This window comes from Mammaliicoccus sciuri, assembly GCF_025561425.1.
GTDB lineage: Bacteria > Bacillota > Bacilli > Staphylococcales > Staphylococcaceae > Mammaliicoccus > Mammaliicoccus sciuri_A.
This window is the reverse complement of record NZ_CP094824.1, coordinates 1395566-1409398: the sequence shown is the minus strand read 5'-3', so window position 1 is coordinate 1409398 and position 13833 is coordinate 1395566. Positions and strand designations below refer to the sequence as shown.

Sequence of the window (13833 nt, the reverse complement as noted above, 5' to 3'; positions counted from 1 at the left end):
CAAAATTACTTGTTTAATGCTTATGAATTTGCGTTAAAATGCTATTTACTTTTGTATAGAGTAACTTTATAATTAAATATGAATAAGAAAGTAAACACAGAGGGGGTTCTTAAGAAGATGGATAAAGTTTATAAAACTCTAGGCTTCTGGACTGCTATTTTTGCTACGATGTTTTATGTCGGCGGTATGGACATGATGGCATATTTCTTCTTAGCACAAACTGGATTTTTCGTATTGTTGGGATACTTAAAATTAACAGAAAGAATGTATATGTATATATTCGCAATTTATTTAGTATTATGTTTTGTTGGATTTACATATTATTCTACATTCTTATTAGAGCCAAGTTTTGGAGCACATCATTAAAAGAAGCATTACACAAACGTGTAATGCTTCTTTCAGACTGTGGACAAACTGAACTTAAATTTATAAGTTCAGTTTGTTTTTTTATATGGATTAATATTTTCCACTAAAATCATGATTAAACTACGTTTAATCTAGGCTATTTGTGGCTCTTTTACGAGCCACATTGCCAACTTTTTAAGATTCATGGCAGCACAAATAAGCGTGGTGTCCAGGGAAACTTTTTTAATTCCTCTATATCTAGTCCATCTCATACCATGCTGTTCTTTTGCATCACCAAAGCGTCTTTCTACTGTTTGACTTCTTAGTTTATATGCTTTTTTTATTGTATCTACAAACCTTAAATCTTCGATTATATCTAAATCATCTTGCCATACATGTCTTCGAATTTCTCTAGTAAAACTTCTATTTTCTGTACATTCATTTAGTAGTGGACATGATTTACATATAATAGGATTAGATTTGTATAATCTATGCCCTGTTGGCATAGTTCTTTTAAAAGTTAGTAGTTTATCATTTGGACATATATAACTATCGTAATATTCATCATAAATAAAATCTTTAGTTTTAAATATTCCTGGCTTTCCTTTTGGTCTTGTATAGGGCATTGCAGGTACAATCGATTTCTCAAGTAAATAATGCGCATTGAATGGCGTTTTGTATCCGGAGTCTACTGCTAGTGTGATTGGCAACATATTTTTTTCTTCTAATCTTTCAACCATAGGTTTCAACTGTGTACTATCATGTATATTTCCAGGTGTGACATGTTGATCAATTATAAAACCATTTTTATCTACACAACTATGTAAGCTATACGCAAATTGTTTTTCTCTTTCACCTTTAACATAGTAACCAGCTTCTAGATCGGTAGTACTGACTTTCTTATTTTTAAACTCCTCCTTTTTCTTATTTTTTATGGGCTTTTTTCCTTGCGCTAACCTCTGTTGATTAATTTCATTATTAAGTTCTTCTTGGAAATGTAATGTATCCTTTTTTACAACTTGATTAATATATTTATTTTTATTCGCATTAGCTTTGATATGTGTTGAATCAATGAATAACGTTGAGTGGTCAATTAAGTTATTCTTAATCGCAATTTCTAATATTCTTTCGAATATTTGTTCAAACAGGTCAGTATCATGGAAGCGTCTTGTATAATTTTTACTGAATGTACCATAATGAGGGACTTTATCAAGAAAGCTAAATCCTAAATACCAACGGTAAGCTACGTTAGTTTCAATTTCTTTAATAGTTTGCCTCATTGATTTTATGCCAAATAATCTTTGAATCAGTAAGATCTTAACTAAGATAACAGGATCAATAGAAGGACGTCCGTTATCTAAACAGTATTTATCTTCAACAAGTTCATAAACGAAGTTTAAATCTAATACTTTATCAACTTTTCTCAATAAATGATTTTTAGGTACTAACTCTGAAACAGAAATCATTTCATATTGGTCACGTTTATTCTCGGATTTATTTAACATAGAATCAACTCCTAAATAAAATTTCAACTATATTATAAAATGGATTATTAATTTTTGGTATTTTTTTAGCGCTGACTCCTGCGGGAACAGCATGATTCGAAGACTACAGGCTGAGAACATGCCCGCGGAAAGCATGCGCATAAAAAAATGCCGGCAAAGTCTAAGACTTTGTCGACACTCTGAAAGAAGCATTACACAAACGTGTAATGCTTCTTTTAATTAAATCCATTTAAATACGGATTTGTCATTTCTTCATCTGCTATTGTAGTCTCCGGTCCGTGACCTGGGAAAATAGTTGTATTTGGATCTAGTTCTAACAACTTATCTTCAATTGAATTCAATAATGTTTTTGTATCACCTTTATATAAATCCGTTCTCCCAATTCCACCTTTAAATAAAGTATCACCTACTATAGCAAATTCGCCAAATACAAATGATAAACTACCCGGTGAATGACCGGGTGTATGGATCGCTTCAAATTTAAATTCACCAATCTCATATTCACCAGGTTCCATTATTTGTGGAACAGTATGTTGAACCACTTGTGGTAATTGATACATTGCAAATTTTTTAGAACCATTTTTCTCTGTATCCGTTAACCATGATTTTTCTTCAGGATGCACATATACTTTCACATCAAATTCATTTGCGACATCATCTACTGCACCTATATGATCAAAATGAGCGTGTGTTAATAATACAGCACTCACCTTTTTATGATATTGTTTAATTTGTTTATTTAAAAAATCGCCATTATCTCCTGGATCTATCACGAGTAATTCGTTTTCACCTTCGAGAATATAACAATTAGTTTCTACAATTCCTAATGAAAAACTATGTACTTGCATTTTATTTCCTCCTCTTTTAAAAAGTATCTCGACAAAACCACATATTAATTATACAATTAATATGATAATAAAAGAAATTTGTATTGGGGGTATTGGAATGCCATTTATCGACACAGGGGAACTATTTGAGTTATTTGGAGTAAAAATCCATATCGGTGTTAATATTTTCTCATTATTAATGCTAGCTGTTTTTATTCTAGCTATATTTGGTTTAATTTCAGCATTCAAAAACAAAAATATTTTGGGCATTCTTTTTGGTGCAATAACTGTAGTATCTTTTGGGTTCTTCTCATTAGCTACAATCTTTACATACGGTTATCCAATTTTACATCATTAAAGAAAAGACGAGTTTACACTCGTCTTTTTTTATTTGTTCAAATGTTTGTTAACAGAATCTAATTTATCGTTCATTTTTCTAGATTTATCTCTTCTATCGTCAATTCGGATATTTGTACAAACTCTGTCTAATCCTTTATTGAATGGACTTTCATGAATTTCTTGTATAATCTCAAGTAAATCTTTAAGATCACCTTCAATAAGTGTATTCATTGGTGTTAATTGATAATCAATTGTACCCGCCTCTTTATGCTTTTCAAGAATTATTTGAATATCTGCAATATATTCACTCACACTAGGTCCTTCTGTTCCCACTGGTATTACGACTACATCAACTATTGCCATTATTCATTCTCCTTATCTATTACATATGTCTTAATTAGACCAGCTGCACCGATGATACCTGCGTCATTTCCTAATTGTGCAACTACAATGTTTGTACCATCTTGTGCAGGTTTAAATGTCATTTTTTCATAATGCTTCTTAATAAATTGGATAAGAATATCGCCGGCTTTACTAACGCCACCACCAATTATAATATATTTAGGGTTAGTCATGACGCTAACAACACTTGCTGCATAAGCTATGTAACCAGCAACTTTATCAATGATAAATAAACTGAATTCATCTCCTGATTTTGCAGCATCAAATACGTCTTTAGCTGTTACATTTTTACCTGTAATTAAGTCATGAATACTTGATTTCATATTGATATTTGGATAATAATGATGTACTAAATTAATGACACCTGTAGCTGAAGCAACCGTTTCAAGACAGCCCTTCATACCACAATTACATTGAAATCTTTTCTTTTGATCCACTAAGAAATGACCTATTTCAGCGCCTGAACCATTATGGCCATGAAGTAATTCGCCATTTGAAACAATGCCGCCACCTACACCAGTTCCTAGCGTCATACAAACAACGTCGCTTTCGTTTTGGCCAGCACCTTTAAATTTTTCACCTAAAGTTGCAACATTCGCATCATTATCTACGTAAATTGGTCCATCAAAATATTGTTGCATATGTTTTCTAACTTCAATGTTACCAGTCCAATTTAAATTCACAGCACCGTTGACGATACCATTTTCAAAATCAATCGGGCCAGGTACACCGATTCCCATACCGATAATGTTCTTGATATCGATATCTTTTCTATTCAGATGTACAACGAATGAATCATATATATTCTCTAATATACCTTCTCCTGTTTTATTCGTTGAAATTTCCCATTTCTCTTCGATATTTAGTGAACGATCAAAAATACCTAATTTACAAGTCGTACCACCAATATCTGCTGATAAAATATGTGTCATTTTTTCTCAATCCTTCTCTGATTTATAATAAGTCTTGCTTGTAAAAATGTTTCTTTATCAATAAGCATAGATTGATACATAGCTTTTATTTCTTGTTCCATCATTTCTAGTTGATCTTCTTCATCTTTAAAATAAATAATATAACCAAACTTTTTAAGTAATTGTTGTACGTCGTATAAATTATTCATAAAATTAACTCCTAAACGCTTCAATTTCATCTTTTAATGTTGCATAATGTTTATTCTTTTTATCAAGCTTTATCGCCTTATTAATAAACTTATTTGCTTTATTATAGTCATCTTTTGCTCTATAACCTAAAGCTAATTGGTAATTTAATTTAGCTGAATTAGGAAAAACTTTTAATCCTCTTTCCCATTCTAGAATCGCTTCATTCAAAGACGTATTATTCGATACAATTAAGCCACTTAAAATATATGTCTCATCCGACTCGAAGTTCTTTTCTTTAATTTGCTTTACCATTGTTTCCGCTCTATCAAAATCACCGTTATTCATAGCATCTTTCGTTAATTCATCATATATATAATGTTGTTGTCTGTTAAATATAATAACAATCAAAATGATGATAATCACTATAAAGGCAGCAATATAATAAAGTTTGAACTTGTCATGTTCCATCCATTTGTACATGATAAACATTAAGATTGCCCCGCCAACAAATCCACCTAAATGAGCGAAGTGGTTCACATTATTAATAAACAATGCTAATAACGAAATAATCACAATACCTATAAATGTTTGTAATACAAATTGTTTATTAATATTTTTACGTGTAAATAAATACACAATAAATGCACCAATTAATCCAAAAATGGCACCACTTGCACCAATTGAAATAGATTGTGTATCTATACTAAGCGATACAATACCTGCAAATAGACCTGATATGAAATAAATGGTGAACATTTTAATGGACCCTAATGCACCTTCAATCAGTTTACCGAATATAATAAGCGAAAATACATTCATCATTAAGTGTGTAAAATTCGCGTGTATAAACATGGACGTTAATAAACGGTACCATTCACCGTGAACAACATTGAAATGCACAAGTCCGCCGTAATCGACTAAATTAATTTGACCAAAATGATTAAAAATTAAAACTAAAGACAGCCAAACAATAACATTAGCAGCTACTAAAAAATATGTCACAGGTGAAAACTTAAGCATAAAGCTATCAATAAAGCTCGCATTCAATAATTTGTTTTTATATGTCGTAACAGGATTTGTTCTATTACGTTTAATTTGATGTTTCGTTACAAAGTGATGAGATACTTTCTCGAAATCATCAAGCTCATATAAAGCATGATACCTAATTTTAGGTCGTTTAGTATGATTAAATTCAGTGAAGTCTATCTCTTTTTCGGTAATATAAAAAACATCTAATTGTTCAAAGCTAAACCCTATACTATCAATTAAGTCACCTATATGGTCAGTGATTTTTTCTAAGTCAAAATCAACTTCTTGATGTGTAGGTGTCTTATGTATAAACCTTTTGACAATTTTTTTAGATTCATGAGTCAACCATATTTCTGCTTCTTCTTCATCAATCGATATTATTTTGTAACCTTCTGTATAAACTAAATAATATATCAACTTCCACATTTGTTTTGTTTTATCCATCTATTCTTCTCCATATATATCATTTGGTGTCAACATCTCATCAACTGGTATATCGTGTGATTCAGCTCCAAAGTTTCTTATCTGAAAAGGATATAACAAACTTATTGTATGTCCATTATAATGAGATAAATATTTATCATAATACCCTCCACCATAGCCTATTCGATATCCATCTTGATTAAATACAACACCAGGTACAATAATTAAGTCAATATCATCACTTATTTCAGTTTCTTGATTAACATACTTAATACCTTTTTGATCAATTGCAATGGAATTCAAATCAAGTAGTCGTTGAAATTCCATTTGTTTCGTATCGTAATCGGTTCTCGGTACGAATACTTTCTTACCTATATTTAAAAGATGTTCAATAATAGGTATCGTATTGACTTCATGATCCATACTCATAACGATAGCAATTGAATTGGCTTGCTTAAAATTGTTATGTTCAAATAATTGTTCTTTTAAATTTAAATCATATTGTTCTTTTTGAGAAATGTCTTGATTTCTCATTAAATTCAAAATTTCTTTTCTTAAATTTTTCTTGTTTGACATGAATTTAACACTTCCAAATATTGATTAAATTTTTATCAGGTACACATAATATGATAACACAAGAATTATTGTGATAGGTAGTCGTAGAACCTTTAAAGGTATTAAAAAAAACACATTCCGAATAATGGAATGTGTTTTTATTCGTTTTATTATTTTGTTTCTCTATGAAGAGTGTGTTTACCGTCACGAGCACAATATTTTTTCATTTCAATACGCTCTGGGTTGTTACGTTTATTCTTTTTAGAGATGTAGTTTCTTTCACCACAATCTGTACATGCTAAAGTTACATTTACGCGCATGATGAACCCTCCTATTCTTATTTCAATTAATATACGACCTTATTATAATACCATCTATGCTTATATAATTCCAGTACTATTTTTCAATAGGTTCATAGTGTTCACCAGTTATATAATAATAGCAACTTTCACTGATATTCGTGATATGGTCTCCTATTCTTTCTAAGTATCTTGCAGCAAGATGTGCTTGACCTGAAATGAATGGATCATTATCGATTAAATATGTCGTGTTATTAATCTCACGATATAAATCATCAATATCATTGTCACGATTGATAATTTCTTTTATCAACAAGATATCTTTGTCATTAACTGCCACTTCTAAATCTTTTAACATTAACATTGCTAACTTACCCATTGTTTTTAATCTCGTTAGTATAAAGTAATCTGTTATTTTAACTCTTTTTCTAATTTGAGCAATATTAGTAGAATTGTCTGCCATTCGCTCTAATTCAGAAGCTATTTTTAAACCTGAGATCATAACTCGAAGGTCTGTCGCTATAGGTTGTTGCTTTGTAATAAGCATAACTACTTTTTCATTAATGTCATATTCCATTTGGTTAATTTTTTTATCGTATTTGATTAAATTACGAGCGTTGTTTCTATCTTCATCGCTCAATACAGATATTGATTGTTCTATCATAAAGTATATTTCTTTACCCAACACAAATAAATCATTAATGAGTGAATTTAATTCATCTTCATATTTTTCTCTAATAACCATATTATCCAAATCTCCCTGAAATATAATCTTCAGTCTTCTTATCTGATGGGTTAGAGAAGATTTTATCTGTTTGATCGAACTCATTTACATAACCGTTTAGGAAGAACGCTGTTTTATCAGAAATCCTAGCTGCTTGTTGCATGTTGTGTATCACGATAATGATTGAGTATTTAGTTTTTAATTCTTGCACAAGTTCTTCTACTTTTAACGTTGAAATAGGATCTAGTGCTGAAGTTGGCTCATCCATTAAAATAACATCTGGTTCAATAGCTAAACATCTCGCTATACAAATTCTTTGCTGTTGCCCACCAGATAATCCATAGGCATTATTATCTAGTCTGTCTTTACATTCATCCCAAATTGCTGCACCTTTTAATGAACGTTCAACGATTTCATCTAGTACCTTTTTATCTGTAATACCATGAATTCTAGGTCCATAAGTAATATTGTCATAGATTGATTTTGGGAATGGGTTCGGTTTTTGGAACACCATACCGACATTCGTTCTTAATTCTTCAACACTATATTTTTTGTCGAAAATGTTTTTATCTCTATAAATGATTTCTCCTGATGTTTTAACACTTGGAATTAATTCAATCATTCTATTTAATGTTTTAATATAAGTTGATTTACCACAACCAGATGGTCCAATTATTGCAGTCACTTCATTTTCTGCAATATCTAAATTTATATTTTTAAGCGCATGAAAATCTCCATACCATAAATCTAAATTATTCGTTTTATAAACGATGTTTTTATCTTCTACAGCTATTTGTTGATTTGCCGTCATTTCACTTGAAGGTATATTTTGAGATAAATCTCTAAATTTTACGTCTGTCATAGTCATGACCCCTCTTCATTTTGATTATTATAATTTTCTTTGATATTTATTTCTAATATAGATTGCGATTGAGTTCATAAGAATTAAAATTACGAGTAATACGATAATTGCTGCCGATGAAACAAACTGAAATTCTGCTTGTGGTAACTTAGCCCAGTTGTATATTTGCATTGGTAAAGCTTGGAAAGATTCAAATATACTGTTAGGTGTTTTCATCAATATGGCAGGAATACCGATTACAACAAGTGGAGCTGTTTCTCCAAGTGCTCTTGATAGTGCAAGAATTGTGCCTGTTAAAATGCCAGGTATTGAAGCTGGTAATACGATGTTTTTAATCGTTTGCCATTTAGTACCACCTAATCCTAATGATGCTTCTCTAATAGATGATGGGACTGCTTTAATTGCTTCCTGACTTGCTACAATAATGATTGGTAATATCATAAGCGACATCGTTAATGCTGCTGCAATAACCGTCTTACCTAGAGATAAATTTTCAATACCTGCACCGCGTACAAATATAGTTAATCCTAATAAACCAAATACTACTGATGGCACACCTGCTAAATTTGAAATATTAACTCTTATAAATTTCGTAAACCAATTTTCTTTTGCATATTCAACCATATATATCGCTGTACCAACACCAAGAATGATAGATATAGGTGCTATTGTCATCATGAGCCATAGTGTCCCAATTAAAGCACCTTTAATACCTGCACGTTCAGGTGATGTTGATGAGAAGTTTGTGAAGAAATCTGTACTTAGATAAGGAATACCTTTTCTAAATATGTCAAATAGCAAAATAGCTAATACGATTAAGCCAATTAATGTACAAACGAAAAATATTGATTTAATAACTTTATTTTTCATTAGTCTTGTCGGTAGCTTTTTACGAACGACGGTTTGATCAACTAAATTAACTTCTGACATATTAATACTCCTCTCTAAATCGTTTTGTAATCCATTGTGAAATGATATTCATAATAAATGTGAATATAAATAATGTGAAACCTACAGCATAAATACTGTAATAAATATCAGATCCGTAAGTCGCATCACCAGTCGCAACTTGGACAATGAATCCTGTCATTGTCTGAATAGACCCTATTAAACTAAAGCTTGAATCTGGTGTACTACCTGCCGCTAAAGATACGATCATTGTTTCACCGATAGCTCTTGATATCGCTAATACAACAGATGCGATAATACCGGATAAAGCAGCTGGAAATACGATTTTAGTCGCAAGTTCAAACTTTGTTGTACCTAATCCTAGTGCACCTTCTTTAATTGAATCAGGTACCGAACTCATTGCGTCTTCACTCATACTCGTAATCATCGGTATAATCATGACCCCCACGACTAAACCTGGACTAATAGAGTTAAAGCTTCCTAAATCCGGGAATATACCTCTTAAAATTGGTGTTACAAATGTTAACGCGAAAAATCCGTAAACAATTGTTGGTATACCTGCTAATATTTCAAGAATTGGTTTAATTATTCTTCTTGATCTATCAGATGCATACTCACTCAAATATAGTGCTGCACCTAATCCAACTGGAACAGCAAAGATTGTCGCTACTGCTGTAACTTTCAACGTCCCTAATATCAGTGCGAAAATACCGTATTTAGGATCAGATGAAAATGGTGCCCAGTCTTTCGTAAATAGAAATTCAAATGGATTCACTCTCGTAAAAAATGTTGCAGTTTCAGTGACAAGCGTGAATAATATCCCGATTGTTGTAAGTACAGAAACTGAAGCGATTAACAATAAAATAATGGGAACAGCTTTATCAGCAAAGACTTTACCTTTATTATTGTTATTTTGTTTAATCAATTCTTGTACTGAAGTTTGTTGTTTCATAAAAATAACTCCTTCATTTTGAAAAAGGGCGATTACTGACCGCCCTCTGCTTTCATTTATTAATGATTATTTTTTAAATTTTTCTAACGTTTCTTTATCTTCTTTATACTCATCATCTTTCAACGGAACATAACCAGCGTCTTTAGCAGCATCAGCTGAGTTATCAATTACGTATTCCATAAATCCGTAAAACGCATCATTATCTTCTAGAGATTTGTTTTTCGCATATACGAATAATGGTCTACTTAATGGATAACTACCATCATTAACTGTTTTATCTGTAGGTTCTATTGCTTTTCCATCATCTTTAATCTTCACAGCTTTAAGTGAATCTTTATTTTCTTGATAGAAGTTATATCCAAAGAATCCGATTGAATCTTTATTATCTTTGACAGATTTAACGATGACATTCGTGTCAGCATTTTTCTCAGATTGTAAATCTTTTTCATCTAATACTTCTTCACTAAAGAAGTCGTAAGTACCATGTGATTGGTCTGGTGAAAATGCTTTGATCTTTTTATCAGGGAATTTTGAATTAACATCTTTCCATGTTTTTGCTTTTCCGCTATAAATTTTAGCTAATTCATCCATACTCAATTCATCAACAAAGTCATTATCTTTGTTAACAGCTACTGTTAAACCATCTTGAGCAACTTTAAATTCAGTGTATTCAATTTTAGCCTTTTTCAATTTTTCTTTTTCTTCATCTTTAATATCTCTAGAAGCATTTGAAAAGTCTGTTTCTCCCGCTATGAACTTTTCAAAACCGCCACCAGTTCCTGATACACCTATTGAAACTGAAACATCAGGTTGCTCCGCTGAGAAGTCTTCATTTATTTTTTCCATAACTGGTCCAACTGTTGATGATCCATCACCTTTAACTTCACCACTTAATTTTTTATCATCTGAAGATTTAGTATCCCCTGAACTAGATTTTTCAGCTGCCCCACCACAAGCTCCTAATAAAATTACAGAACTTAAAGCTGTTGTTGATCCAATTAATTGCCACTTTTTCATGTTAAATCCTCCTAATTAATATCGCCTTAATCTTTATTACATCTTCACTTTACAATTTCTTTATTAAGTACAAATAAATTGAATGTAAATTTTGTGTTAACTTCATATGAAAACGTTTTAAAATGTAAAAACATAAAGAGAATGTTGTATAAATATGGGGACATTAGTTACAAAAGCCGGAGAACTGTGATTACTCATAACTAGAAACGATTTTGTGAAGTGCTGACTCCTGAGGGAATCGTATGAGCGAGAGACTACAGGCTCGAGCCATACCCTAGGCAAGCATGCACAAACAAAATCGCAAACAAAAAAATAACACCTCATTTCTACTGAATTAATCAGTAAAATGAGATGTTATGTTGAATCAATCTTTATATTAAATTATTTTCTATCTTTAAAATAATAGTTAATAATATCTCGACCTAAATCCCCACCTGGTAACCATGGTTCTGGTACGGGTTGGTTTGTATATGTGATTGAGAATGATAATTTAGGATTCTTAGCAGGTGCATATCCAATATATGTTGAGTTTACTTTCGGTTTACCATCTTTGAATACTTCTGCTGTACCTGTTTTACCAGCTGATCTTACAACCGTTTTATTAAAACTTGAATATCCTGTTCCTTCTGGCTTATTAAATGCCATATCGAAACCTTTTTGTACTTGTTTTATTTCTTTATCACTATTATTAACCTTATTCATCACTTCGCCTTTAAAACTCTTTTTAATAGGTCCAAGTGAATCTTCATTAGTAGAGCTTCTGATTTCTTTTGCTAAATGTGGTTTCAATCTATATCCATCGTTCGCAATAGTAGCGACATATTGAGATAACTGTATTGGTGTATAAGTATCAAATTGTCCTATTGCTAAATCAATGTAGTTACCTGGGTTATCTTTAATTGGTTCAATTTGACCAGCTGATTCATTTGGTAAATCAATACCTGTTTTAACACCTAAACCAACTTGATTTAAACCTTTACGTAATTTGATACCGGCTTGTTCTACATCAGATGGTAGTGACATACCACTACTGTATGGAGATCCAGCTAATAACAATGCTGTCTTATACATATATACGTTTGATGAGTGCATTAAAGCTTCAGCATCTGTAATTGTTTTTCTACCATTTTGGTTAAAGTATGATCGTTTTGTTAAACCACCACTAAATTTTAATGGTTCATCGACCATTGTATCGCCAACATTTAATACGCCGTTTTGGTAGCCAGTAAGTAGTGTAGCACCTTTAACAGATGAACCTACTGTATATTGACTCGTAAAGTTACCAATATGGTTATCCGTAATCTTACCATTTTTGTCAATATCACGTCCGGCCATTGCTAACACATCACCGTTTCTAGGATCTTGAACAACAACCATAACTCTGTCCATATCTGTAGCGCCTTTACTTCTTAATGATTCAATGTGTTTATCAATATATTCTTCAACTTTTTTCTGTAAGTCTATATCGATCGTTAACACCAAGTCGTTACCACGTGAACCTTGTGAAATAACTTCTGAACTTGTTATTTTCCCAGATTTATCAGTGACATATTTCATTTTCTTCTTAGAACCTTTTAAAATATCTTCATATTGATATTCTAAGTAAGATTTACCAACTCTATCATTTCTAGAATATCCTTTAGCGAGATAGTCATTTACTAACTCTTTAGGTAATCCTTCTTCTTTACTTGAAACATTTCCAAATAACGTTCTTAAAGTATCACCATAAGGATAACGTCTTTCCCAGTCCATTGTTGTATTAACGCCAGGTAGTTCTGATAAATGTTGAGATACAGCTGCATACTCATCATTTTTAACACCTTCATTTTTTATAACAACAGGGCTCAGCTGAGATCCAGAATTCATTTCTCTAAATATCGCAAGGATTTGTAAATCCTTTTTAGATAATTTATCTGTATATTTAGATGTCACTTTGTCGTATAACGCTTTATCATAATCATCTTGACTAATATTGCCATCTGAGAATAAAGCTTGTTCATCTTTCATTAACTTATGAACTTCATCTTGATTTCTCAATATCCAAAAATCTTGCTTATCACGTTCTGTAATGTTTGAAGTATCCATCTTCATTAAATGAGATAGTTTTTCAGCGATTTTCAAAATATCATCTTGGCTTGTTCTTCTATCTCTCGTGTATGTAATTGCCTTTTTAGACTCATTGTCTACTAATACTTTGCCGTTTCTATCATATATACGGCCTCTAGGCACCGATTCATTAACAGTAATAGATTCTGTACTATCTATCGCACGCTTGTATTCTCCGCCTTTTACAATTTGTAAATAACCTAACCGCATAATGAGCACAGAGAATAAAATGACGACTACTGCCAATATTAGGCTTACGCGTTTATTCATTAATAGGCGAAATGCTTCTTCTTTTGATTTCTTTTTTACTCGTTTCAACAACTAAACCTACCTTTTTAACTCTTTTATAATAATTTCATCATATATTATTATGACTTACATTGCTATTGATATAGGTAAATTTTAATAAAAAAGAGTGGAGCTGAAATCTTGTTTAAAT

Annotated in this window: 16 protein-coding genes; 2 read left to right on the top strand and 14 right to left on the bottom strand. The window is 31.5% G+C overall.

The features are described 5' to 3' along the window. The first annotated feature begins 117 nt into the window (after positions 1-117). Complete coding sequence (locus tag MUA60_RS07315; RefSeq protein WP_025904960.1) at positions 118-366, top strand: DUF2626 family protein; 249 nt, start codon at positions 118-120, stop codon at positions 364-366. A 131-nt stretch (positions 367-497) separates the two neighbouring features. On the opposite strand, the gene MUA60_RS07310 is transcribed toward MUA60_RS07315, so the two are convergent. Both MUA60_RS07310 and MUA60_RS07305 read right to left on the bottom strand, forming a co-directional pair. Continuing rightward, entirely contained in the window at positions 498-1850 is a 1353-nt protein-coding gene (locus MUA60_RS07310; protein ID WP_262650467.1) for an IS1182 family transposase, read from the bottom strand. Between the two features lie 215 nt (positions 1851-2065). After that, positions 2066-2698 carry an MBL fold metallo-hydrolase gene (locus MUA60_RS07305; RefSeq protein ID WP_262650465.1) on the bottom strand — a complete coding sequence of 211 codons (633 nt, stop codon included), beginning with the start codon at positions 2696-2698 and terminating at the stop codon, positions 2066-2068. A gap of 97 nt (positions 2699-2795) precedes the next feature. On the opposite strand from MUA60_RS07305, the gene MUA60_RS07300 reads away from it, so the two are divergent. Continuing rightward, entirely contained in the window at positions 2796-3035 is a 240-nt protein-coding gene (locus MUA60_RS07300; RefSeq protein ID WP_016911885.1) for a DUF2759 domain-containing protein, read from the top strand. A gap of 29 nt (positions 3036-3064) precedes the next feature. Here MUA60_RS07300 and MUA60_RS07295 read toward each other — a convergent pair whose 3' ends face one another. From MUA60_RS07295 to MUA60_RS07240, 12 genes are all read right to left on the bottom strand, one after another. Continuing rightward, entirely contained in the window at positions 3065-3379 is a 315-nt protein-coding gene (locus MUA60_RS07295) for an MTH1187 family thiamine-binding protein (protein WP_037588286.1), read from the bottom strand. Further along, positions 3379-4350 (bottom strand): ROK family glucokinase, encoded by a 972-nt coding sequence (locus MUA60_RS07290; RefSeq protein WP_262650464.1) that lies wholly within the window; start codon positions 4348-4350, stop codon positions 3379-3381. The genes MUA60_RS07295 and MUA60_RS07290 overlap by 1 nt, the downstream gene beginning before the upstream one ends. Then, positions 4347-4538 carry a YqgQ family protein gene (locus MUA60_RS07285; RefSeq protein ID WP_078099923.1) on the bottom strand — a complete coding sequence of 64 codons (192 nt, stop codon included), beginning with the start codon at positions 4536-4538 and terminating at the stop codon, positions 4347-4349. The genes MUA60_RS07290 and MUA60_RS07285 overlap by 4 nt, the downstream gene beginning before the upstream one ends. A 4-nt stretch (positions 4539-4542) precedes the next feature. Beyond that, positions 4543-5991 carry a rhomboid family intramembrane serine protease gene (locus tag MUA60_RS07280; protein WP_262650463.1) on the bottom strand — a complete coding sequence of 483 codons (1449 nt, stop codon included), beginning with the start codon at positions 5989-5991 and terminating at the stop codon, positions 4543-4545. Continuing rightward, the gene (locus MUA60_RS07275; protein ID WP_262650461.1) at positions 5992-6546 is read right to left on the bottom strand and encodes a 5-formyltetrahydrofolate cyclo-ligase; all 555 of its coding nucleotides are present in this window, start codon (positions 6544-6546) and stop codon (positions 5992-5994) included. It lies immediately after the preceding gene. 149 nt (positions 6547-6695) lie between these two features. Continuing rightward, positions 6696-6845, bottom strand: coding sequence for a 50S ribosomal protein L33 (gene rpmG, locus MUA60_RS07270; protein ID WP_016911879.1), 150 nt, complete (start codon positions 6843-6845; stop codon positions 6696-6698). 76 nt (positions 6846-6921) lie between these two features. After that, positions 6922-7569 (bottom strand): phosphate signaling complex protein PhoU, encoded by a 648-nt coding sequence (phoU, locus tag MUA60_RS07265; protein WP_262650460.1) that lies wholly within the window; start codon positions 7567-7569, stop codon positions 6922-6924. Position 7570: 1 nt separating this feature from the next. Continuing rightward, complete coding sequence (gene pstB / locus MUA60_RS07260; RefSeq protein WP_394812744.1) at positions 7571-8359, bottom strand: phosphate ABC transporter ATP-binding protein PstB; 789 nt, start codon at positions 8357-8359, stop codon at positions 7571-7573. A 78-nt stretch (positions 8360-8437) separates the two neighbouring features. Further along, complete coding sequence (gene pstA, locus MUA60_RS07255) at positions 8438-9340, bottom strand: phosphate ABC transporter permease PstA (protein ID WP_025904173.1); 903 nt, start codon at positions 9338-9340, stop codon at positions 8438-8440. A 1-nt stretch (position 9341) separates the two neighbouring features. Beyond that, positions 9342-10271 (bottom strand): phosphate ABC transporter permease subunit PstC, encoded by a 930-nt coding sequence (pstC, locus tag MUA60_RS07250; RefSeq protein WP_262650458.1) that lies wholly within the window; start codon positions 10269-10271, stop codon positions 9342-9344. A 66-nt stretch (positions 10272-10337) separates the two neighbouring features. Then, positions 10338-11288 carry a PstS family phosphate ABC transporter substrate-binding protein gene (locus MUA60_RS07245; RefSeq protein ID WP_262650456.1) on the bottom strand — a complete coding sequence of 317 codons (951 nt, stop codon included), beginning with the start codon at positions 11286-11288 and terminating at the stop codon, positions 10338-10340. Positions 11289-11669: 381 nt separating this feature from the next. Continuing rightward, positions 11670-13715 carry a peptidoglycan D,D-transpeptidase FtsI family protein gene (locus MUA60_RS07240; RefSeq protein ID WP_262650454.1) on the bottom strand — a complete coding sequence of 682 codons (2046 nt, stop codon included), beginning with the start codon at positions 13713-13715 and terminating at the stop codon, positions 11670-11672. Positions 13716-13833: the final 118 nt, after the last annotated feature.

Coding starts and splice junctions, on each gene's coding strand:
- pstA (WP_025904173.1), bottom strand. CDS start 9,340: ATGTCAGAAGTTAATTTAGTTGATCAAACCGTCGTTCGTAAAAAGCTA.
- pstB (WP_394812744.1), bottom strand. CDS start 8,359: ATGACGGCAAATCAACAAATAGCTGTAGAAGATAAAAACATCGTTTAT.
- rpmG (WP_016911879.1), bottom strand. CDS start 6,845: ATGCGCGTAAATGTAACTTTAGCATGTACAGATTGTGGTGAAAGAAAC.
- MUA60_RS07300 (WP_016911885.1), top strand. CDS start 2,796: ATGCCATTTATCGACACAGGGGAACTATTTGAGTTATTTGGAGTAAAA.
- MUA60_RS07295 (WP_037588286.1), bottom strand. CDS start 3,379: ATGGCAATAGTTGATGTAGTCGTAATACCAGTGGGAACAGAAGGACCT.
- MUA60_RS07290 (WP_262650464.1), bottom strand. CDS start 4,350: ATGACACATATTTTATCAGCAGATATTGGTGGTACGACTTGTAAATTA.
- MUA60_RS07285 (WP_078099923.1), bottom strand. CDS start 4,538: ATGAATAATTTATACGACGTACAACAATTACTTAAAAAGTTTGGTTAT.
- pstC (WP_262650458.1), bottom strand. CDS start 10,271: ATGAAACAACAAACTTCAGTACAAGAATTGATTAAACAAAATAACAAT.
- MUA60_RS07305 (WP_262650465.1), bottom strand. CDS start 2,698: ATGCAAGTACATAGTTTTTCATTAGGAATTGTAGAAACTAATTGTTAT.
- MUA60_RS07280 (WP_262650463.1), bottom strand. CDS start 5,991: ATGGATAAAACAAAACAAATGTGGAAGTTGATATATTATTTAGTTTAT.
- MUA60_RS07315 (WP_025904960.1), top strand. CDS start 118: ATGGATAAAGTTTATAAAACTCTAGGCTTCTGGACTGCTATTTTTGCT.
- phoU (WP_262650460.1), bottom strand. CDS start 7,569: ATGGTTATTAGAGAAAAATATGAAGATGAATTAAATTCACTCATTAAT.
- MUA60_RS07310 (WP_262650467.1), bottom strand. CDS start 1,850: ATGTTAAATAAATCCGAGAATAAACGTGACCAATATGAAATGATTTCT.
- MUA60_RS07275 (WP_262650461.1), bottom strand. CDS start 6,546: ATGTCAAACAAGAAAAATTTAAGAAAAGAAATTTTGAATTTAATGAGA.
- MUA60_RS07245 (WP_262650456.1), bottom strand. CDS start 11,288: ATGAAAAAGTGGCAATTAATTGGATCAACAACAGCTTTAAGTTCTGTA.